Here is a 22877-nt window from a genome sequence, read left to right as displayed (position 1 = left end):
TTATTTCTTAATCAGCTGGCTCTTTAGAGTCCAGATGTTATTAGCGTAATCCTTAATTGATCTGTCTGAGCTGAAGATACCCATGGTTGCAGAGTTTATCATTGCAGCCTTGGCCCACTTAGCCTTATCCTTGAACAGTTTCTGTGCTCTCTGATGAGCTTCCTTGTAAGAAGCAAAGTCTGCCAGTACCAGGAATGGATCACCATTGTTCAGAAGAGAAGTCTTGATTGAGGATAATGCTCCTGGCTGACCTGGAGTAAAGAAGTCAGAATCCAGCCAGTCAACTACAGCCTTCAGATCATGATCTGCGTTGTAGTAATCCCAAGGATTGTAACGAGGCTTCAATTCCTGAACTTCTTCAACACTCAGACCGAAGATGAAGTTATTCTCGATACCTGCCTGCTCAACAATCTCAATGTTTGCACCATCCATGGTACCTAAGGTTAGAGCTCCATTCATAGAGAATTTCATGTTTGAAGTACCTGAAGCTTCGTAACCGGCAGTTGAAATCTGCTCGGAAATATCTGCAGCAGGAATAATCTTCTCTGCAAGACTTACTCTGTAGTTAGGAATGAATACAACCTTCAGCTTGCCCTTGATACGCAAATCATTGTTGATCTTTTCACCAACAGCATTGATTGCGAAAATAATGTCCTTGGCAAGAGTATAAGCAGGAGCAGCCTTAGCACCGAAGATAAATACCTGAGGAACGATATCCTGATCTGGATCTTCAAGAAGACTCTTGTACAGAGACATAATGTACAGAAGATTCAGGTGCTGACGCTTGTACTCATGAAGTCTCTTAACCTGAACGTCAAACAGTGCATTAGGGTCAACCTCAACACCGCACAGCTCCTTGATGGTCTTAGCAAGAGCTACCTTATTCTCATGCTTGATCTTCATGAAGCGATCCTGATATTCCTTCTTGTCAGCATATTTCTTTAATGCTTCACACTTATCAAGATCTAAAGGCCAATCCTTACCTGCAACATCATTGTATAACTCTGCAAGACCTCTGTTGCAAGAAAGCATCCAGCGACGTGGAGTTACACCGTTTGTTACGTTGCAGAACTTGTTTGGCCATAGCTGAGCATAGTCAGGGAACAGATCCTCTTTAACCAGCTTAGAGTGAATCTTGGCAACACCGTTAACATGCTCTGAAGTAATTACGCACAGATTAGCCATGCGAACCTTTCTAACCTCGCCTTCTTCGATGATGGAAAGCTTGGACTTCATTTCGTTATTGCCCGGCCACTTGGCTTCTACTGGACCATTTAAGAAACGGAAGTTGATCTCGTAAATCAGTTCAAGATGACGAGGTAACAGTTTCTCGAAAATATAAACAGGCCACTTCTCTAATGCTTCTGGAAGCAGAGTGTGGTTGGTGTAATTGAATGATTTTGAGGTAATATCCCATGCCTGATCATAAGTTAAGCCTTCCTCATCAATCAGAAGTCTCATCAGTTCAGGAATAGCAATTGTTGGGTGAGTATCATTCAGCTGAATAGCGATCTTTGCAGCAAACTCACTGAAATCATTATGATGTGATCTCTTATATCTACGAAGAATATCGCGAAGAGAACATGCACAGAAGAAGTACTGCTGAGTTAAGCGTAATTCCTTACCAGCCTCGGTTGAGTCATTTGGATAAAGAACCTTAGAAATAGTTTCAGCAAGTGACTTTTCTGTCTGAGCATCAACATAACCACCGGCATTGAAAACGTCCCAGTTGAACTGCTCGGTTGAGCGAGATTCCCATAGACGCAGAATTGCAACAGATGAACCTCTGTAACCTACAACAGGAATATCCCAAGGCACACCTTTGATCATGCTTGATGGATGCCAAACAGAACACTGTGAACCATCAGGAGCAGTCTGTTTCTCAACATATCCGCCAAGTGGAATATTCTGTACAGACTCAGGACGGCAGGCTTCCCAAGGACAGCCATACTCTCTCCATGAATCTGGACGTTCAACCTGTTTACCAGCACGGATTTCCTGTCTGAATAAACCGTTTTCATAATGAATACCGTAACCTACACAAGGATAGTTGCAGGTTGCAAGTGAATCCATAAAACAGGCAGCCAGACGACCAAGACCACCGTTACCCAGAGCCATATCAGGCTCTTCCTCGCAAATCTCATTGATATCTAATCCAAATTCCTTCAATGCTTCACGAGCAACATCGAATTTTTCAAGATTGGTAAGATTATTGATGGTTAATCTTCCCATTAAGAATTCTGCTGATAAATAATGCACTGCACGAGTATCGTTCTTTGCATGAGTCTGCTGAGTATCAGTCAGTCTACCGAAAATATCCTCATTAACAGTTGCAACAAGAGCCTGCCACCAGGCTAGTTTACTTGCTTTTACAGGTGAGGTACCGATAGTGGTACGAAGATGTTTTTCAATCTGATCTTTAAATGCTTTTACCTGAGCCTTGTCTACAGTTGAAGTTGCCTTAGCTGCTTTTGGTGCTGAGGTAGTTGTCTTAGCAGCAGCTTTTACAGGAGCTTTTGCTTTAACAGTGGTTTTTGATGTTTGTTTTTTGGAAGAAGTTGCCATAAAAAATTCCTCTTTAACTCCTTTGGTGTATTTGATTATAACAAAGCGAAAAAACCTGTTCATACTCAAAGTACTACACAATATTAAACCAAAATTTAGTTTTTTTCTTGACCAACCTCCTAACTTTCAAATAATTGTCCCCTATTAATAGTGAAAATTTGAAATTGGACATAATATCTTTGTGGAAGGAAAACCGTTTATAGACAAGACGAATAGAAAGAGTGGTTATAGAAATTGCCTTTTAGAAACGGAGCTCGTCAGGAATTTCAGGATTCATGTCCAGATTACGAGGTCTCTGCTGAGACTTTCCTTCCTTAAAAGCCTTCATTCCCATTACCCAAGCTAGGACCTGAGCCACGGCCTTGAAAAGGCCTCTTGGTATTTCATTATCAAGGTCTGTAGTGTAGTAAAGAGAACGCGCCAAAGGAGGAATTGGAATAACAGGCACATTTGTTTCGCGTGCTATCTCTTTTATTTTTTCTGCTATTTCATCTATACCTTTTGCCACCACAAGAGGTGCAGTGGTTCCATTAGGATCATAGGAAAGAGCAACCGCATAATGAGTAGGGTTAGTTACCACCACATCAGCCTGAGGCACTTTTGCCATCATACGACGTGCTGCCATCTGGAACTGTAACTGCTTAATTTTACCCTTAACCTGAGGATTACCTTCAGTGTTCTTATACTCGTCCTTTACTTCCTGTTTAGTCATTCTAAGCTGCTTGAGATAATGCCATTTCTGATATGGGACATCTATAAGCACAATCGGCAGCATGGCACAGACCACAATAATCATAAACTGCAGAAGCAGAATCATTGCACGCTTAATAGCGCCGATAGGATCCAGATAGGATAAGGTTAAAACCTCACTTATTCGGCCAGAAAGCGCGAAATAACAGAAAGATCCAATAAAAGCGACCTTAAGGACACCTTTTAAAAGCTCAATAATTGAATTTAAAGAAAAGATTCTGCCGATTCCGTTTACAGGGTTAAGCTTATCAAACTTAGGCTGATAGGCTTCGTGGGAAAAATTATATCCGCCAATAAAAGTATTTCCGTATATCCCGCAGATAAAAAGAATTACAGATATACAAAGAATTGGAAGACCTACTTCAGTAACATTGGCAACAAACAGACGACGAATTTCATCTACCGAAAAGATCTGATCTCGTGTCAGAGTAAAGCTGTTATGCATGATCTGCTGGATTGCACGACCCAGCATTGAGGAGAAGCCCCATAAAGAAAGCACACCGGCAAGAAGAACAATAAAAGTCGCAGCTTCCTTTGAGCGAGGAACCTGTCCTTTGCGTCTGGCATCACTTATCTTTTTGCCAGTCGGTTGTTCTGTCTTGTCGTCGTTATCTGCCATACCTTAAGTTTAGTCTAGCAATTCAGCCTTGTCGCCATTATTTTCAATCCACTGACGTCGATCGGCTGCGCGTTTGCTGGACAGCAACATATCCATTAGAGCAAAGGTGCCTTCGTCAGCCTCAGTTGTGAGAGTAAGCTGCATCAGACGACGAGATTCAGGAGCAAGAGTTGTTTCTCTTAACTGCTCAGGATTCATCTCACCTAATCCCTTGAATCGCTGAATCTTGATATTCTCTTTTTTGATGCCTTTTCTTAAAAGCTGATTCTGTTTTACCTCGAGCTCATCTTCATCCAGGGCATATTCCTTGATTTTTCCAGAATCGATTCTGAACAGAGGAGGACAGGCCACAAAAACGTGACCTTCACGAACAAGCTGAGTGAAGTGCTTAACAAAAAGGCCGCACAAGAGAGTACCGATATGAAGACCGTCGGAATCAGCATCAGCAAGAATACAGATCTTGTTATAGCGAAGCCCGTCAAGAGAATCTGCATCAGGCTCGACTCCAATGGCAATAGATATCGCTCTGATTTCTTCTGAAGCCAGAGCCTCTGCTGAAGACTTCTCCCACGTATTAAGAATTTTGCCTCGCAGAGGAAGGATCGCCTGACAGCTTGAATCTCTAGCCTGTCTTGCAGATCCACCTGCAGAGTCACCCTCTACAATAAAGAGTTCTCCTCTTGAAGGATCGGTTGAAGTACAATCCACAAGTTTTCCTGGAAGAGCAGGTCCACGAGTAGTTTTCTTTCGCTCAACAATCTTGGCTGAGTTCTCTCGCTCTCTTGCAGATTCAATTATCAGATTGGCTATAACAGTCGCCTTTTCAACATTGGCGTTAAGCCATAGAGAAAATCTGTCTGAAATAATACCATCAACCAAAGCAGCTATATGACGAGATGAAAGCTTTTCCTTTGTCTGTCCTGCAAACTGAGGATCTCTCATTTTAAGGGAAATAACATAGCTGCATCTGGACCAGACATCATCAGCTGTAATCTTGATTCCGCGAGGAATCAGATTATGAAGCTCGCAGAACTCTCTAATGGCAGTGGTAAGACCACTTCTGAAGCCATTGACATGAGTACCGCCATCTACCGTTGGGATCAGGTTTACAAAAGACTCTCCAATACAGTGAGTTCCTCGACCTTCCATTTCCCAGCCTACAGCCCATTCCAGTTCTTCATCTTCATTTTTAACAACTCCAAAAAATGGAGGCTGTGGCTCAATTACTCTGCCCTGAACCTGATTGGTAAGGTATGTCTGAAGATTGCCGTTGTAAGTCCACTGATCGGTGGTGTTACGAATCTTGTCAATGAAGTTAATGGTCAGACCTTCGCACAGGACTGCCTTGGCCTTTAACAGATGTTTTAAAGTCTGAACATTAAATCTGATATCGTCAAAATAAGGCTCATCCGGCCAGAAATGCACAGTTGTACCGGTATTCTTTTTTCCGCAGGTGCCGATTACCTGAAGTTCCTCTGTCTTTTTTCCGTACTCATAAACAATGCGGTAAATATTACCGTCACGTTTTACAGTAGCAGAAAGTTTTTTGGATAGTGCATTTACAACAGATACACCAACACCATGCAGACCGCCAGAAAACTTATAGCTGTCAGAATTAAACTTTCCTCCAGCATGAAGCTTTGTAAGAATAAGTTCAATTGCAGGTATTTTTTCGATTGGATGAAGATCAACAGGCATGCCTCTTCCGTTATCCTCCACCTCCAGAGACTCATCCTCATACAGGGTAACATTGATTTCGGAAGCAAAGCCGGCAACAGCCTCATCCACACTGTTATCAATAACTTCCATACCCAGATGGTTTGGATTCTGAGTATCAGTGTACATGCCTGGTCTTCTGCGAACCGGTTCTAGACCTTTTAATACCTCAATGGAAGCGCCAGTATAATCTTTTACGTTTTCTGTCATATAAATCTAAAGTATGTGAATCTTTGCAAATTAATATTCCTCTTAATTTTAGCAAAAAGCATTGACAAAAGCACATTAGAGGAATTGTTAAGGATGGTTTATTGTGCCGAAAGACAGAATATTTCTACGAAGGTAATTACTGATTTTTAAACAAAAGCAGCAGGAACTTGTTTTAGAAAAAATGCCAAAAGATTAGATCTAAAAACCACAGAAAGAAAGGAAACAGAAAGAGATATCAACAGTTAGCTTTTTTTTAAGACTAGAAAATGATGTTATCTCTTAGACAAAATTACGCTTGGGGATAGTTACAGCAGCTCTTAACCCACCCTTTTTTCGGTTAGAAAGTTCAATTCTGCCATTGATTTCATCACAGGCTGATTTAACAATGGAAAGCCCCAAACCTGTACCTTCCACCTTGGCTGAATCTCCCCCCACACGATAGAAAGCATTGAATACCAGCTCAAGATCTTTTTGAAGCAGGCCAGGACCAGTATCATCAACATAAATTGAAACAACCTTCTTATCCGCACTTTCCTCGCATGAAAGGTCGCAGCGTCCGCCATCTGGAGTATACTTTAAAGCATTGGAAACCAGGTTAGTGACAATGGTCTTTACATTAGTTCTATCGGTGTAAACCAGAATATCGCAGTCTCCTTCAAGGCCTAAATCAATATTCTTTCTGTCCGCTATAAATCCAATTTCATCAATAACTTCAATAAAAATATCCTTTATGGAGAAATTCTGAAGTTTCAGCACATGTCCACACTGAGAACGAGCGTACTCAAGCAGATTATTGGTAAGTGTTCTCTGTCTTGCAATGGCCTGTTTAAGCTGTCTCATTTTTTCAGCTTCTTCAGGAGGCAAATCTCCTTCATGAATAGCCTGAGCCTGAAGAGAAATTGCAGTTAACGGAGTTCTAAGCTCATGAGCGGCATCTGCAATAAAGCGTCGTTCATTCTGCATCACGCCAGAGGTCTTGGTAAACAGACGATTAATAGACTCAATAAAAATATCAAGTTCTGATGGCAGCTTGGTAGCTCTGATAGGCGAAAGGTCATTGTGCTTTCTAGCATCTAGTTCAGAAGCAACCTTTTTGACTGGTCTGAAAATAACATTAACCAGAAAAACCGTACTAGGAACGTAAATAATCAAAAGCAGAAGGAATTCACTCAAAGAATGAAGCAGAGCCTGATTAACGACCTCGTCTAAAAGATCATAAGAACGGGCAACAACAAAACGGATGCCTGCCTTATTAGTGGAGACATAAGCTCTTACTCGTTTATCCTTGATTAGGACAGTATAGATTCCATCCTCAATCATAGAAGGAAAATAGAAAGTCTCTCCTGGCTTAGCAAATAGCGGAGCGACCATAATTTCCTGATGCTTGTCAAACAGATCATTCAGTGAAGGCATAGGAAGAAGAGATGAAGGAGCTCCGTGATGAGGAAACAGTAGATTACCGTGCATATCACGAAAAAGTCTTCTTCTGAAAGATGGACCTTCCCAGGATTTAGGCAGAATAACATCGTAATTGACGATTACACCTGCAATCTGGGCAAGCTCCTCATCAATAAAAGCGGCAGCCTCAATCTTGGTTTTATTGTAAGAACGATAACAGCTAAAGCCAGTGTAGATGATACCAATACCAGTCAGAGCAACGCATAACTTTAAGCGAAGAGACCTTATTAGTTTCCTTTTATTACCTTCCAACCTACACCTCTGACATTTTTAATGTTTGCAGAGCCAACCTTTTTGCGCAGGTTGTGAATAATAAATTCGATAGCATTTGATTCAACTTCTTCACCAAATGCATAGATCTTGTCTTCAAGTGTCTCTCTGGACAATACAGCTCCAGGACGGCGAAGCAGTGCCTCAAGAAGAGAGTATTCTCGCGATGTCAGAGGACAGTGACTTACAACTCCCCTCTCATCCTTAACCATAACCTCATGAGTTACAGGATCCAAAGTTAAAGTACCATTGGTGAAAGAAACAACATCATTTGAATTTGCACTTCTTCTGGTTACAGCTCTGATACGAGCAAGAAGCTCTGTCAGATCGAAAGGTTTAACCACATAATCATCAGCACCTACATCCAAGCCCTGAATGCGGTCATCAAGACCATCTCGTGCTGTAATAATGATCACAGGAGTAAATATATTTTCTGAGCGCCATGTTTTTAATAGCTGAACACCATCCATTCCTGGTAAGCCAAGATCAAGAAGGATACAGTCATAATTTATATCCTTAGGAGCATACAGAGCCAGATTACCATCAGAAACACAGTCAACAGCATAAGCACTTGACTTAAGACTGTTCTCAAGAGCATTTGAAATCAGAGGATCGTCTTCAACAACTAAAATACGCATAATCGTCTCACATCTTATTTAACTTTTTTATTATGTTACAACAAACTTAGGATAAATTTAGCAAGAAGATTAGAAAACAGAGGGGATATTGATTCAAAAAGGATTATTATTTATTTTTTTTCGAAGAATTTCAGAATATTATCAATCTTGCTTTCAAAATTATCATAACGATGAGAACCACCGCTCTCCACATCTACAGGTATATCTTTAAAGAAATTCAAAGCATATCTGTAGTCTAAAACTTCATCTCCGGACTGAAGCAGGACCATAGTCTTATCCTTTCTGTATCGTAGAAGCTCTTTTTCAAGCGACTCAACATAGTCAACAGCTTCAGGTCGTACAACAAAAGACTCACCTGTATCTAAATTGGTAAGACTCTTACCGATATATCCCATTTTCTTAATCCATGATGATGGATAAAGACAGGGATTAATAAGAGCAATTTTCAGATCATAACGAACAGAGAGAATTATAGATAGGAAACCTCCAAGAGAACTGCCAATAAGGCATGGTCTTTCACCTTTTTCAATTTCGCTTTCTATTGTTTTACAAAGATAGTCTACGCTATATTCAAGATCATCCGGATAGTCTACAGACTGAAAATCTATTTCTTTGATTTTCTTCAGTTCTCGCCTTAAAATCTGAGCTTTTTGTGCATTTGAACTGGAAAGAAAACCATGAATATAAATGATTTTCATCAGTATCCCTCAACATCGTGATTTGGAACAAAGATGTTGTTCTGAAGTCTATATACCTTAGTATCGATATTTCCATCAGGATAGAAGGTCAGATATCTCCAGCCAGGTGCAAGATTATCCAGAGAGAAATCACTAGACAGTGGAGTAAACTGAATAGATGTAGATGGCGATGCAATATAACGAATATCGTGATCATACATGTCAAATTCCTGATGGACATGCCCTGTAAGCACAAGCTTTAATCTAGGAAGCCGTCGCATGTAGGCATTGAATTCGTCACGATTATGCATAGTCTGGGTATCAAGCCAGGCTGAATGAACCAACTGAGGCATGTGATGAACCAGTACTGCCATAAACTGTTCAGGGTTTCGCTGAGAACAGAATCCCGCGTAATCCAGCTGCTTTCTCTCAATCCAGCCGTGAGGCACAGCATAGACCTCTGAATTAAGGAATACAAACTGCCATTTAGGAGTAATAACATTCTTTGCGATGTTAACCCCAAGATCCTCAAATATTCTGTACATCAGAGGACCATCATCATGGTTGCCAGGAAGGAAGAATACAGGTTTATTGAGAACAGAAATAATAGAAGCAAAATGCTGATATGAAGTTGCAGAATAGTCCTGACTTATATCACCTGTAAAGGCAATAAAGTCGTATTCAAAATTCTGCTCTTTAATTGCCTGAATCGTAGCCTTGAAACTCTCAGAAGTGTTAACTCCCAAAAGATCTTTTTCAGGATCAGCAAACAAATGACAATCAGAGATCTGCAGCACTCTGACTGTACCATCGCCTGTCATTGGAGTTAAATACCGAGGGGCCATTCTTATTAACCTTATGTTTCTATAGTAGTACCGTATCTGTTATTGTAATCAAAAATGAACCTTTATAACGTAATCGCTAGCTCATTTTTACAAATATGGTACTTTTTTACAAAAGTATCTTGGACTATCTCATATATTTTTAACTTAGCTAGTCCAAAAAGTTACGCAATTCTATAGGAAATCATAAGATTTTTAAACCCTCGATATAAAAAATGTGACTTACTTTTTATTTATTGTGCAAACGTTTTACAATTTTCGCCTTTTCCCACTTCAGGTTCATAATTGCGATAATTGCGACAGAATTATGAATACGACCATTCATTACGTTCTCGTAAGCATCATCAAGCTTAGCTTTAAACACGCGTATATCCTCAGATTCTGTTTCAAGCCCGCCGTGGTTACCAAGATTTGATAAATCAGCCTTTGCAACATATAAGGTAACCATTTCAGATATTCCGCCAGGTGAAGGATACTCTGAAGTAATAAAGCATAAATCCTCAGGTTTCAGATCAATGCCGATTTCTTCCTTAACCTCTCTGATTGCGGTCTGTTCGCAGCTCTCACCTTTATCAATAATACCTGCAACTATCTCAATCAGCCAAGGACTCTGAGCATCCTTAAGAGCCCCAGGACGGAACTGTTCAATCAATGCCACCTCATCGGTTTTCTCGTCCCAAACCAAAACAGCAACAGCATCTGCATCTCGTTCAAAAATCTCTCTTACCAGAACCTTGGTTTCTCCACCTGAAAACTGCTTATATGAAACCTCATATCTGTCCATGGCAAAAAACTGCTTGTAGACACGTTCTTTCTTATGAATTGTTACATCCTTGATGCTGAATCTAGGTGCAAATAAATTATCACTTTCACTCATTTCTTAAGAGTCTCTTTATCTTGTAAAATATTGAAAAAATTTCGGAGTTTCTATGTCAAAACTGTTATTAAAAAATGCTCTGCTGGTTACCCCAGAGCGTATTATACGCAAAGATCTGCTTATTGAAGGACAATTAATAACAAAAATCGATAACGATATTTCTGATGCTCAGGCAAAACTTATTGAATGTCATGAATATATTGTTCTTCCAGGACTGATTGATGATCATGTTCACTTCCGTGAACCGGGAATGACTCAGAAGGCCTCTATCTTTTCTGAATCCAGAGCTGCAGTTTTAGGAGGAGTTACTTCCTACCTTGATATGCCAAACAACAATCCGGCAACTACTACCATAGATCTAATCAACCAGAAAAAAGATATCGCAAAAAAGAATTCTCTTGCAAACTATGGATTTTATCTTGGAGCAACAGATAACAATCTTGAAGAAATAAAGAAAGCGCCTATAAAAGAAATTGCAGGTATTAAAGTATTTATGGGCTCTTCAACAGGAAACCTTCTCGTTGATAACGCCGAAAACCTTTATGGGATTTTTGAATCTGCAAGAACCATTATCGCTCTTCACTGCGAAGATACAGCAACGATTCTGAAAAACGAGAAAAAAGCCAGGGAAAGCTACTCGGATAATGTTCCTTTCTCAATGCATCCTTTAATCAGAAGCAGAGACTGCTGTATAGCGTCATCAACCCTGGCCATACAGCTAGCGATGCAGACAGGAGCTCGAATTCATATTATGCATATTTCCACAAAAGAGGAAATAGCAATGCTAGAACAGCTTAAGTTCGGTAACGTCAAAACCAGACAGATTTCCGGAGAAGCATGTATACCTCACTTATTCTTCTCAGAATCAGATTATCTTCAGAAGAATGCATTCCTAAAATGTAATCCTGCGGTAAAAACAGAAAAGGATAGACAAGCCATCGTCAATGCTATAGAAAACGGAACGCTTACAACTGTAGGAACCGACCATGCTCCACATGAAATTCAAGCAAAACAGGGAACCTACTTTAAGTGTGCATCAGGACTGCCATCTGTCCAGTATTCATGTTTAAGTCTTCTTGAATTATGGAAGAGAAAGGAAATAACACTTGAAACAATTGCAAAGGTAACTGCACAAAACGTGGCAGAAAGATTCCATATAGAAAACAGAGGAAGAATTGAGGAAGGATATTACGCAGATTTAGCAATCATCAATCCACTGTTAAATCATAAGGTAAAAGAAGATGAGATTGCATCTTCCTGCAAATGGTCACCATTTACAGAACACACTTTCCCTGCAACAGTTGTTCATACAATAGTAAATGGCAATCATGTTGTTGAAAATGGGAAAATTGTTGATGAAACATCCGGAGAGGCACTAACCTTTGATAGGTAGTTTGAACATATTTGTTCAAAAAAAGGCTCCTCTAGCTAGTTGTGAATAGAGGAACAGATTACCAGCTTAATTTATAATATATCCTCCTCTCTACGAGAGAGAAGGATATTATAAAGAATTAGACTTCTAGAGCAAAGCCGACTTTCTTGTAGACATCATCAAGAGTTTTCTGAGCTCTCTCACGTGCCTTTACAGCACCGTTCTTAAGAACCTCATCGAGATAGCCCTGATCAGCTCTGATTTCTTTGTATTTGGTCTGGATTGGCTCTAGCATTGCAACAAGAGCATCACCAACATCACACTTAAAGGTTCCATACATTGAATCTTTGTACTGCTCTACAAGCTCATCAATACTCTTGCCGTTACATGCAGACAGAATCTCCAGCAAGTTAGATACACCAGGCTTGTTTTCCCAGTCATACTTGATAACAGGAGGATTATCTGAGTCAGTTACAGCTTTCTTAAGTTTCTTGATGATGGACTTAGGCTCTTCAAGAATTCTTACAACGTTATTCTGATTATCATCAGATTTAGACATCTTCTTGGTTGGTTCCTGTAAAGACATAACTCTTGCGCCTGTCTTAGGGAAATAGCCCTCAGGAAGAACGAAAGTATCACCGTAAAGATTGTTGAAACGGGTTGCAATATCTCTTGTAATCTCGATGTGCTGCTTCTGATCATCACCAACAGGAACAAGATTTGCCTGATATAAAAGAATATCCGCGGCCATTAGTACAGGATAATCAAAAAGACCAGCTGTAACATTGTCAGCATAGCGCTTTGACTTGTCCTTATACTGAGTCATTCTGTTCAGCTCGCCAACCTGAGTATAGCAGTTTAAAACCCATGATAACTGGCAGTGGGCTGGAACATGAGACTGAAGGAAAATAGTGCTTTTATTAGGATCAATTCCAGCAGCAAGGAAAATCGCAAGTGTATCGTAAGAGCGGCTCAGAAGCTCTTTTGGATCCTGTCTAACAGTAATTGCGTGCTCGTTAACTACGCAATATATGCAGTCATAATCATCCTGCAGTTTAACCCAGTTGCGTAAAGAACCAATGTAGTTACCTACTGATAATTCACCAGATGGCTGGATACCACTGAAGATAATTGGTTTAGACATTTTTCTTTACCTTTATTTAAATGATTTTATTAGTTCAATTAGTTGTGTAAAACTATCAAATTTATAGTCTATGTCAAGCTCTTGTATATTTGCTCGGTTATAGCCATAAGTAAAAAAGACAGTACAAATCTTTGCATTCAGGCCTGCTATGATATCATTATCTGAATCACCAATCATCACTGCCCTATCGTTGGGAACGCCTATTTTATCAAGACAATACTGTAATGGTGCAGGATCAGGCTTTCTCTGTTTTAGAACTTCTCCGCCTAAAACAAAATCAAAATAATCATAAATGCCCATGCATTTTAACAAAGGATCGGCAAAAATTTGAGGTTTATTGGTAACAACCACAAGTTTTATTCCCCTTTCCTTAAAATATTTAAGTCCATCAACAACTCCATCGTAAACCATGAAGTCTGTTTTCAGCCCCTCTGAATACACCTGATTAAATACAGCTCTGGCCTTCAAAAGAAGATCTTTATCAACATCATCAAGAGTAACATCAAATCTGCCGGCAAGAACTCTGGCAAGCAGCATATTAACACCGTTTCCGACGTATTCCTGAATAGTTTTCTGTGGTGGAGGAGTCAGACCTAAAGCAACGGCACTCGCACTCGCAGCTTTTGCAAGCTGTACAATTGTGTCTGCTAGAGTGCCGTCAAGGTCAAAAAGAAGTGCCTCTGGGAGAGACTTTAACTTTGACATTTTATTAAGCTAATGCACTGTGTAATGAGGATAAGGCTGCTTTCTTATCGGATGTGCCAAAGAATGCAGAACCGACAACAAAGACTTCGGCACCGAATGAGGAAATCTCCTTGATGTTGGAAGACTTAACTCCGCCATCTACCTCAATTAGGATATCTCTGTTCTCAGCCTTAGCCATTGCCTTAATATCAGTAACCTTGGTCAGAGTAGCCGGAATTGTAGACTGTCCGCCAAAACCAGGATTAACGGTCATTACAAGCACAAAATCAAGCTTATCCCACAGATAACGAAGCATCTGTGGCGGGGTTGAAGGATTTAATGCAATACCAGCCTTAATTCCCATTTCCTGAATATGAGTCAACATTCGCTCAGTGTGGACACAGGCTTCAGGATGAAAGGAAATCCAGCTGGCGCCAGCCTTTGCGTAATCATCAACAATATTTTCTGTTACAGGTGTTACCATCAGGTGAACATCAAATACAGCATCAGGAAACTTCTTTCTCATTGCTTTGAGAAAAGCTGGACCAAATGTCATATTTGGAACAAAGTGATAATCCATTACATCAAAATGAATTACATCAACACCTACATCTAAAGCTTCCTTTACATCTCTTTCAAGATTTAAAAGATCTGCTGACAGGATAGAACCTGCTATCAAAAAATTCTTTTCTTTCACGATTACTGCAATCTCATTTCTGATTTAACTTTATCGAAAGTCTTGGCAAACGGTCCTGCATTTCTTATAGAAGCAGGCAGACTTCTGCTCGCATCAATAGCTGCACGAGGTGAGGCATAATCACCTGTAATAAGAACATGCCAAGGTCTTCCGTTACGGACTGTAGAATAAATCCAGTACTTGCCGTCAACATATGAGGCAGCTCTCTGCAGAGCGGATTTATCAGTTCCGGCTAACACCTGAAGAGTATAATGATTTGAGTTCATAGAATCAATTTCAGAATTCTCTCCGGCATATGCCTTTGAACTTCTTCTAACTGGTGTTTTTGAGGCTTTTGCAGGTTCGGCCTTTTTCTGAGTCTGAGCTGTTTCCTTAACTTCAGAAGAATTAGCCTCTGCTTTCTGTTTTGCCTTCTCTTTAGCCGCTAAGTCCCTTTTGGCCTGCGCCTGAGCCTCAGCCAGTTTTGCTGCAGCTTCCTCATCAGCCTTACGCTTTAGAGCAATTGCCTCATCCTCTTTCTGGATTTTATCCTTGTAAAGGATACTGTTTTCTCTGTGTAAAACAACTAAAGGAGCTTCTTCCTTATTGGCAGAGATCTCGTCAGATTTGGAAACGGCTGTTTCCTTCTCTGACTTTTCTTTTTCCTTTTTATCTATAGATCCTGCCAATCCTCGCCTGGGATTGTCTGATTTTGCATCAGCCCCCTTGCCTTCGATAGCCTCAAGAGCTTCACCCTGAAGTGTTACAGAATTCTTTGTGGTAGACTTAACTTCCTCTGCCTCAACACCACCGTCTATCTTAGGAAGAAGACCGCCTTCATCCTTGACAGCTTCCTTTTCAGAACCTTTTGGACCATTAGCCTTAATGTCACCGATTGAACCTGCGGATACAGCTAAAGGATCATCACTAACACTCTGATCTTTCTTATCTTCATCTCCGAAAGTAAGTTTATTGGCCTGTGCAGGATCAGCTATGGAAGTTGAAACCTCAACCTGCTGTTTAGAAGGTTCTTCAGGAGGAGTTCTTCCTAGGATTTTATCTACAACGTTGGTACCTAAAAATACAGGAATCAGGCAGGCCAGAACAATTACAACACAGACAATTGCAATAAAAATACCGGTACTGTTGTGTTTTTTCACTTCAGAAACATTCTTATCAGCATTCTGTTTTTGCTGATCTTTCTCTACTTCAATAGGATCTGCCATAAAAGTCTCCGTTAGTTTGATGATTCTTCCCAGATTACCATCGCAGGATTCCAGCGCATTAGGTAATTTAGGTAAAATGACGTTATATACTTTCTCAAGCCCAGCATGTGAAAACAGCTGTCTGCTGATATCCAAAGCTTCCTGCATCGGGATTTTTGGAATCTCGTACTCTTTAACTTCTAGCTTATCATTTAATGAAGAAGAGATCTTAGCCTGAGCCCACAAAGGATGAGACGTGATCAAAAAAGAAAATCGATTTTGACCTAAAAACTGAGAAAAGAGTTCAAAAACCTCATCAGAAAAAGATGTGATTACATCGTCGATATTATCAATGACCACCAACAGTTTCTGTCTTACAGGAATAGATAAGGATTTAAAACTCTGATATAGAGGAATTGTCTCGTCCCATTTATCAGCAGGAGCCGCCTGCTGAAGGAAAAGCTGTCTGAGACGTTCTATAGACATCTCCCTCTGACAGGGAATGAATACTGTCGAAAAACTCTCATCCAGTGCGTTAACAATATGTTCACAGACACTGGTTCTGCCACTTCCGGAATTACCTGTCAGAAAAATAATCTTTTCACCGTATTCCAAATCAGACTGCAGATGCTTAACGCAGTCCAATAAAGACTTAGCGGTTGAAAAATTCTTATATTTCATCGAATCCCCAATAGCAAGACCAAATAATTCCGTGTCAAAACAATTTGCTTCCGCACAGGAATATACAGTTGAAAGCTTAGATTGCCGTTAGACAATGGCTTAGAACTTTATTTTCATTAACTACTGGAATTTTACTATATTATTTCAGAGAGTTAATTAAATTTTTTATCTCTTCATCGGTTACATCAGAAAAAATGTCAACTTTTCCGATTGAGGTTGGAAGAACATATCTGATTGTCCCCTGTCTTACCTTTTTATCGTGACGCATATGCTTAATAAAATCATCTGCAGTCATGTTCTCTGGGATTTTTACAGGAAGCAGAGCCTTTCTGCACAGTTGTAGCATTCGCTCATCATCCTGTGCACTTATCAGACCGCGTTTTCTTCCAAGTGCAGACGCTATAACCATGCCAAGTCCAACAGCTTCTCCGTGAAGCCAGGTTCCAAACCCTAAAAAAGCCTCTATAGCATGACCAAAGGTATGACCGTAATTGAGAATTGCTCGAAGACCATGTTCTTTCTCATCTTCTGAAACCACGCTTGCCTTTACCTGACAGCAGTTTTTTACAATTCTGCCAATCACCCCAAGATCATAGGAAAAGACTTTATCTATATTCTGTTCAAGATAGCAGAAGAATTCAGCATCATAGATAATTGCAGTCTTAACAACCTCACCTAAGCCAGCGGTAAGCTCTCTTTTGGGAAGAGTCTTTAAAGTATCAAGATCAGCAATTACAGCTTTTGGCTGATAGAATGCTCCAATCATGTTTTTTCCTAAAGGATGATTGATTGCTGTCTTTCCTCCTACAGAGGAATCAACCATGGCTAAAAGTGTAGTAGGAATCTGAATAAAAGGAATTCCTCGCTGATAAGTTGAAGCAGCAAAACCAGCCATATCACCAACAACACCACCACCAAGAGCTATAATGGCACTGTCGCGGGCAAAATTATTTTCTAAAAGAGCTGTCTGAATTTCCCAGAAACTATCGATGGTTTTATAGGCTTCTCCGTCCTTTAGAACACACTCACAGACTTTAAATCCAGATTCTTCCAGCTGTTTCTTCAGGGAATCAAAATAAAGAGGACCAACAGTATCATTGGTTACAACCATCAGATCTCTGATTTTTGGAAGGGCCTTTCTTACCAACTCACCATAATGCTGAGATGTTCCAATGTATATAGGGTAAGTACGTTCATTAAGTCCGACTGTTATTTTTTCCATCTTTATTTCCTGATTTCTGATTTAATCTGTTCTACACATTGTTTAATTGTCTGAATATTAGTATCAACCAGACAGTCCTGAACCTCCTCATATAAAGGCTTACGTCTGGTAAAAATTTCATTTAATCTGGACTTGGGATCTTCAACGGCGATCATAGGTCGATTTGAATCATTCTTAGTTCTTAAATACTGAGTATCAACGCTTGCGTAAAGATAAACAACAAAACCATTATTCTTAATCAGCTGTCGGTTCTCATCAGAAGTTACAATTCCTCCTCCTGTTGCGATCACTGCATCATATTTAAGACAATTTTTTAAAACTTCGGTTTCTATTTTTCTAAAGCCACTTTCCCCCGATTCTGCAAAAATCTCAGGGATACTCTTTAAAGTGGTTCTGACAATTTCTTCATCAACATCGATAAAAGGTTTCTGTGTAAGCAATGCCAGTGATTTACCAATTGAACTTTTACCAGCTCCCATTGGACCTACAAGAATAATTCTGCTTTTTTCTGATCTGGACATTACAGCTCCGCGTTTTGTTCATATACTGATTAAGATATTTAGTCAGATTCTACTTCATTTTCAGAATTTTCAACAAAAAACGAGGCTGTTGCACAGAAATAGGAAACAAATCAAAAGAAAAATTGAAATCCAGGACAGAAAAAAACACAAAAACATAATTCAACATCAACCTCGTTTCAGATCAGATGTTGAAATTATGTTTTGAAATTGTTTTGTTGTTTCTACGGAGAAGATAACTTTATGTTATACAGGTTTCTCTCCTGCAGGATTAGTCTCCTCCTCTTCCACCTTAGGATGGAACATGAAGAAGAACAGAATACAGATAACCAGAGCATAAATACTGAAGCTCATCCAGCTTGGGTACCAGTCTATTGTACCGTCGGTTTCAGTATTCATATTGATCACAGACTGGGCAAACATCGAACCAACAGAAGAGCCGACACCATTTGCCATCATCCAGAACAGGCCCTGTGCACTGCTACGTATGTTATTTGGTGCCTTTTTATCAATATAGATTGAGCTTGAAATTACAAAGAAATCAAAGGCAAATCCATAGACAATCATTGAGAGGATCAGCAGATATAAACCAGAACCTGGGTTACCAGCCCCCATAAAGAAGAATCTTAAAGCCCATGCAGCCATAGCCAGAAGCATTACAGCCTTGATACCAAAACGCTTAAGGAAGAATGGAATCAGAAGCAGACAGGCGCATTCGCTGATCTGAGACAGAGAATACAGAATATTTGAGTGCTTAACCGCAAAGGAGTCTGCATACTCAGCCATTCTGGAGAAACTTGAAAGATAAGGAGTTCCGTAGGCATTGGCAATCTGCAGATTAATACCTAAGAGAGCCGAGAAAATAAAGAATATACATAGTTCCTTGTTCTTAAACAGACCAAAGGCATTAAGACCAAACATTTCTCTTAGGGTCTGATGCTTAAGCTGTTTCTGCTGCTCACATACAGGAAGAGTAAAGGTATAAAGGAAGAAAACAAGACTTACAATTCCTGACAGCATGAACTGTTTTTCAGAAGCCTCAAAGTTAAACAGATCTGTCAGCCACATGAATACAACAAAGCCGATGGAACCGAATACTCTGATTGAAGGAAAGTGCTTAACGGTATCCAGATGTTCCTGTTCCAAAAGCGTATAAGATACCGAAAGAACTAGTGAGTATGAGCCCATATAGCAGGCTATACAGAAGAAATATACCAGATACATTTTTGAATAAAGCAATCCGGCATCCGGAGATCCTCCTATATAGAACAGCACCAGCATTCCAAGACCACACAGAAGATGACACAGTCCTAGAACTCTTACTGGCTGAATATATCTGTCAGCGATGATACCTGCGATGGTAGGGGTAAAAAATGAAACAATTCCTATTAAGGCGTAGAAGGAGCCGATTCTGTTTGCAAGGCCTATATGAACAAAGTAGTTACCCATACTTATAAGATAGGCACCCCAGGCTCCCATATGAAGAAAGTTCAATATAGCAAGACGGACCTTAATACTCATAGCCACACCACTATCTATCGTAAAAATAAAACACAGCAGCCTAATCCTAACGAAATGAAAAACAATCATAATCTCAACGAATTAGGAATATTTTGCTACTTCCTATTTGAGATTTTAGTTGAACAAAATGGTAATAATTGAGCTTTGTTTAAAAAATCTGATGAAATCACAAAGAATTAGTAAAAAAAATAATAAAAGCTTTAGATATCGTCACATTTTTTTATAGACAGAAAAATACGAACCATTTGGACCTGAGAAGTAAGGTGACATATACTTAAACAGTGTGTTTTCAAGATTGCATAAGATATAATATACACACAAAATGAGAGATGCTAAGTTTTAACAGAGGCTTTTTGTGTTTTTTAAATATTTAAAATTTGCTCTTTGGTCTGGATTATTCGGAATCGGAGCTATTGGTGTAGCCAGCGCTGGTTTATATTATCAGGCTTTAGGCGACCTTCCTGACGTAGAAAAATTAAAGGAAGTCAGTTTTGAAACTCCAATGAAGATTTACACCGCAGATAATAAACTTATTGGGGAATTTGGAGAAGCAAAACGTATTCCAGTATCAATTGACAAAATTCCAGATAAACTGAAAAAGGCCTTTCTGGCAATTGAGGATACCCGTTTTTATGAACACAGCGGAATTGATCCTATCGGTATATTCCGTGCTGCCATTGTTTCTCTTACTGCAGCATCTGCTCGTCAGGGTGCAAGTACAATCACTCAGCAGGTAGCAAGAAATTTCTATCTGACCAGAGAGAAAACCATTCAGAGAAAACTAAAGGAAATATTCATTTCTCTTAGAATCGAACAGGTTCTGACAAAAGAAGAAATCTTTGAGCTTTACCTAAACAAGATTGCCTTAGGCCACAGATCATACGGTGTTGCAGCCGCAGCTCAGACCTACTATGGAAAAAATCTTGATGAACTGACTCTAGGACAGATGGCAACTATTGCAGGTCTTCCTAAGGCACCTTCAATACTAAACCCAATCTCAAATCCAGAACGATCAAGAGAAAGAAGACATCTGGTTTTAGAGAGAATGCTCTCTTTAGGATTTATTACCGAAGACGAATACAAAAAAGCGGAAGCAGAGCCTTACAGAGCAGAGTTCCACTCCTCAAAGCTTGAATCCTATGCACCGTACGTAGCAGAAGCCGTACGTCAGGCCATACTAGACAAGTATGGAGATCAGGCTTACCTTGACGGTTATGAAATCTACACTACCGTTCTTTCAAAAGATCAGGAAGCTGCAAATTATGCTGTGTTCAAGGGAGTTACCGACTATGACCGTCGTCACGGCTACAGAGGTGCTGCTGATAATATCAATAAAATCAAGGATTACTCACCAGATACCTTTGACAGAGCAAAATATCTGTATAACGCAGATAAGTTCCATTACATCAAGCCAGCCATTGTTACAGAAATCAGTGATGAAAACGGTGTATGCACAGCTATAGCCAGAAAGGATACAGAGATAAAAATTACCTTTGACAACATGAAATGGGCTGCACCTTTTGTATCTGACAAAAGACAGGGGCCATCACCAAAGAAAGTATCAGATGTTGTTGCATTAGGTGATCTGATTTACTACTACGTAAATGACAAGCAGGAAAATGTCCTAACTCAGATTCCACAGGTTGAGGCTGCTATTGTTGCTCTAAACCAGTACACTGGTGGTATTGTGGCAACTGTTGGCGGATATGACTTTGCCAAAAGTAAATTTGACAGAGCCTCCCAGTCCGTACGTCAAACTGGCTCTAACTTCAAACCATTTCTATACTCAGCAGCAGTTGCAAGAGGAATTAACATTAACTCCATCTTCCAGGATCTTCCAATCAAAACCTGGGATCCTGGCTCAATGACCTGGTGGGTACCAAAGAATTCTCCTAACCGCTATGACGGTGCCATGACTTTAAGAGAAGGTCTTGCCCGTTCAAAGAATGTTGTTTCAATCCGTCTAATCCGCCAAATCGGAGTTCAGAATGCAGTTGAACATATTCAGAAGTTCGGCTTTAATCTTCCAAAATCACAGCAGGTTGAATCAATGGCTTTAGGTTCTGTGGAAGTAACTCCTTTACAGCTGGTTACTGGCTATGCAACCTTTGCAAATGGAGGCTACAAGATTACTCCTTATCTGATTTCCAAAATTGTTAAGAATGGACAGGTTATCTTTGAGGAGAAACCTAAAATAGCAGATCCAAATGCTCCAGACAGAGTAGTAAACGGCATCAAGCTTGAATATGTTGAAGGTATTGATGAACCAGAAAACAGTGCCCCACAGGTGCTTTCCCATAAGAATGCATTTATTGTCGGAGACATGATGAGCTCAGTTATATACGGTGGCCACGGTATCTCAGGAAACTACTGGGGAACTGGCGGAAGAGCAAAAGCCGTAACAGGAAGAGAAGATCTTCATGGTAAAACAGGCACCACAAACAATGTTCATGATGCCTGGTTCTCAGGATTCAATGGAGACATTGTGGCTACATCCTGGATGGGATTTGATTCAGACAGAGATCTCGGATGGTCAAGAACTCAGGGTCCAGAAGGCGGTGCCTATTCTGCCCTGCCAATCTGGGCTGAGTTTATAAAACTCTCTCAGGCCGGAACACCTCCTGCTCCAATTCCTGTTCCTGCAGGACTGGAGAAATGTTCAAACCATGGGATTTCTGACTGGTGTATCCGCGGCGGTACCACAATTTCAGAGACTGATGTCGGAGATGATGGTGTAGAAAACACAGCAACTGACAGTCGAGGAGCTCCTGTTCAGACTGAAGTTGATACCTCAGGTGTAAGCTCTGACAACATCTTCTAAAGAGAGTCATTGACGCGGTAACTGCATTTTGCAGTTCCGCCAAAAAAATGCAAAGCTAGGTCATACTACTATAGGCCTAGCTTTTTCGTAGGTTAAAAATCTAAAAATATTCAGAACAGAATCATACTATTCTGTTGATATTAGGAACCACAACAACAGCCGTTGCCACTGGAGCACCAACAACTGGGTTTACTCCGCTAACTACGGAACTCAAGCAGGCGGCAGGTCTTCCTTTGACAAGATGATTTACCGCTGTTGTCACCGAAATTGCCCCTACACATACGGGGCCTGCAACAAGGTCACCGAGACAGGCTTCAGGTAAAGCATTAACTAGGTTAAGAGGCATACCTGGGCCGGTTACAACATCTCCTGTTGCAGTTACATTTACCAATGTTGCTGCAGGAGTCATAA

General features: G+C 40.2%; 18 protein-coding genes. 2 read left to right on the top strand and 16 right to left on the bottom strand.

From position 1 onward, the window contains the following. From QZU45_RS00560 to QZU45_RS00525, 8 genes are all read right to left on the bottom strand, one after another. Complete coding sequence (locus tag QZU45_RS00560) at positions 1-2565, bottom strand: glycogen/starch/alpha-glucan phosphorylase (protein WP_295350309.1); 2565 nt, start codon at positions 2563-2565, stop codon at positions 1-3. Between the two features lie 241 nt (positions 2566-2806). Next, positions 2807-3934 (bottom strand): flagellar biosynthesis protein FlhB, encoded by a 1128-nt coding sequence (flhB, locus tag QZU45_RS00555; protein ID WP_295350306.1) that lies wholly within the window; start codon positions 3932-3934, stop codon positions 2807-2809. A gap of 9 nt (positions 3935-3943) precedes the next feature. Continuing rightward, positions 3944-5860: a DNA topoisomerase IV subunit B gene (gene parE, locus QZU45_RS00550; RefSeq protein ID WP_295350303.1), complete on the bottom strand. Its 1917-nt coding sequence runs from the start codon at positions 5858-5860 to the stop codon at positions 3944-3946. Positions 5861-6139: 279 nt separating this feature from the next. Further along, on the bottom strand, positions 6140-7570 hold the full coding sequence (locus QZU45_RS00545) for a HAMP domain-containing sensor histidine kinase (RefSeq protein ID WP_295350300.1): 1431 nt from the start codon (positions 7568-7570) through the stop codon (positions 6140-6142). Next, positions 7546-8226, bottom strand: a complete 681-nt coding sequence (locus tag QZU45_RS00540; protein ID WP_295350297.1) for a response regulator transcription factor — start codon at positions 8224-8226, stop codon at positions 7546-7548. Before QZU45_RS00540 ends, QZU45_RS00545 begins: the two co-directional genes overlap by 25 nt. Before the next feature lie 110 nt (positions 8227-8336). Next, positions 8337-8924, bottom strand: coding sequence for a YqiA/YcfP family alpha/beta fold hydrolase (locus QZU45_RS00535; RefSeq protein ID WP_295350294.1), 588 nt, complete (start codon positions 8922-8924; stop codon positions 8337-8339). Continuing rightward, on the bottom strand, positions 8924-9748 hold the full coding sequence (cpdA, locus tag QZU45_RS00530; protein ID WP_295350291.1) for a 3',5'-cyclic-AMP phosphodiesterase: 825 nt from the start codon (positions 9746-9748) through the stop codon (positions 8924-8926). The genes QZU45_RS00535 and cpdA overlap by 1 nt, the downstream gene beginning before the upstream one ends. Positions 9749-9974: 226 nt before the next feature. Further along, positions 9975-10622, bottom strand: coding sequence for an NUDIX domain-containing protein (locus QZU45_RS00525; RefSeq protein ID WP_074838824.1), 648 nt, complete (start codon positions 10620-10622; stop codon positions 9975-9977). A 52-nt stretch (positions 10623-10674) separates the two neighbouring features. Between QZU45_RS00525 and QZU45_RS00520 the strand changes: the two genes are divergently transcribed. Then, entirely contained in the window at positions 10675-12015 is a 1341-nt protein-coding gene (locus QZU45_RS00520; protein WP_295350286.1) for a dihydroorotase, read from the top strand. A 118-nt stretch (positions 12016-12133) separates the two neighbouring features. Here QZU45_RS00520 and trpS read toward each other — a convergent pair whose 3' ends face one another. The 7 genes from trpS to QZU45_RS00485 form a co-directional block, all read right to left on the bottom strand. Further along, positions 12134-13138, bottom strand: coding sequence for a tryptophan--tRNA ligase (gene trpS / locus QZU45_RS00515; protein WP_295350283.1), 1005 nt, complete (start codon positions 13136-13138; stop codon positions 12134-12136). 12 nt (positions 13139-13150) lie between these two features. Then, positions 13151-13843, bottom strand: a complete 693-nt coding sequence (locus QZU45_RS00510; protein WP_295350280.1) for an HAD-IA family hydrolase — start codon at positions 13841-13843, stop codon at positions 13151-13153. A 4-nt stretch (positions 13844-13847) separates the two neighbouring features. Further along, positions 13848-14519: a ribulose-phosphate 3-epimerase gene (gene rpe / locus QZU45_RS00505; protein ID WP_295350277.1), complete on the bottom strand. Its 672-nt coding sequence runs from the start codon at positions 14517-14519 to the stop codon at positions 13848-13850. Between the two features lie 2 nt (positions 14520-14521). After that, positions 14522-16384, bottom strand: a complete 1863-nt coding sequence (locus tag QZU45_RS00500) for an AAA family ATPase (RefSeq protein ID WP_295350274.1) — start codon at positions 16382-16384, stop codon at positions 14522-14524. A 139-nt stretch (positions 16385-16523) separates the two neighbouring features. Beyond that, on the bottom strand, positions 16524-17606 hold the full coding sequence (aroB, locus tag QZU45_RS00495; protein ID WP_295350271.1) for a 3-dehydroquinate synthase: 1083 nt from the start codon (positions 17604-17606) through the stop codon (positions 16524-16526). A 2-nt stretch (positions 17607-17608) separates the two neighbouring features. Next, positions 17609-18127, bottom strand: coding sequence for a shikimate kinase (locus QZU45_RS00490; protein WP_074838808.1), 519 nt, complete (start codon positions 18125-18127; stop codon positions 17609-17611). 243 nt (positions 18128-18370) lie between these two features. After that, positions 18371-19645: an MFS transporter gene (locus QZU45_RS00485; protein ID WP_295350266.1), complete on the bottom strand. Its 1275-nt coding sequence runs from the start codon at positions 19643-19645 to the stop codon at positions 18371-18373. 355 nt (positions 19646-20000) lie between these two features. On the opposite strand from QZU45_RS00485, the gene QZU45_RS00480 reads away from it, so the two are divergent. Continuing rightward, complete coding sequence (locus QZU45_RS00480) at positions 20001-22466, top strand: penicillin-binding protein 1A (RefSeq protein ID WP_295350264.1); 2466 nt, start codon at positions 20001-20003, stop codon at positions 22464-22466. A 121-nt stretch (positions 22467-22587) separates the two neighbouring features. Here the strand turns inward: QZU45_RS00480 and QZU45_RS00475 are convergent, their stop codons facing one another. Beyond that, positions 22588-22875 (bottom strand): hypothetical protein, encoded by a 288-nt coding sequence (locus QZU45_RS00475; RefSeq protein ID WP_295350261.1) that lies wholly within the window; start codon positions 22873-22875, stop codon positions 22588-22590. Positions 22876-22877 lie beyond the last annotated feature (2 nt).

This window comes from uncultured Succinivibrio sp. (genome assembly GCF_902756765.1).
GTDB lineage: Bacteria > Pseudomonadota > Gammaproteobacteria > Enterobacterales > Succinivibrionaceae > Succinivibrio.
This window is presented reverse-complemented; position numbering and strand designations above follow the sequence as displayed.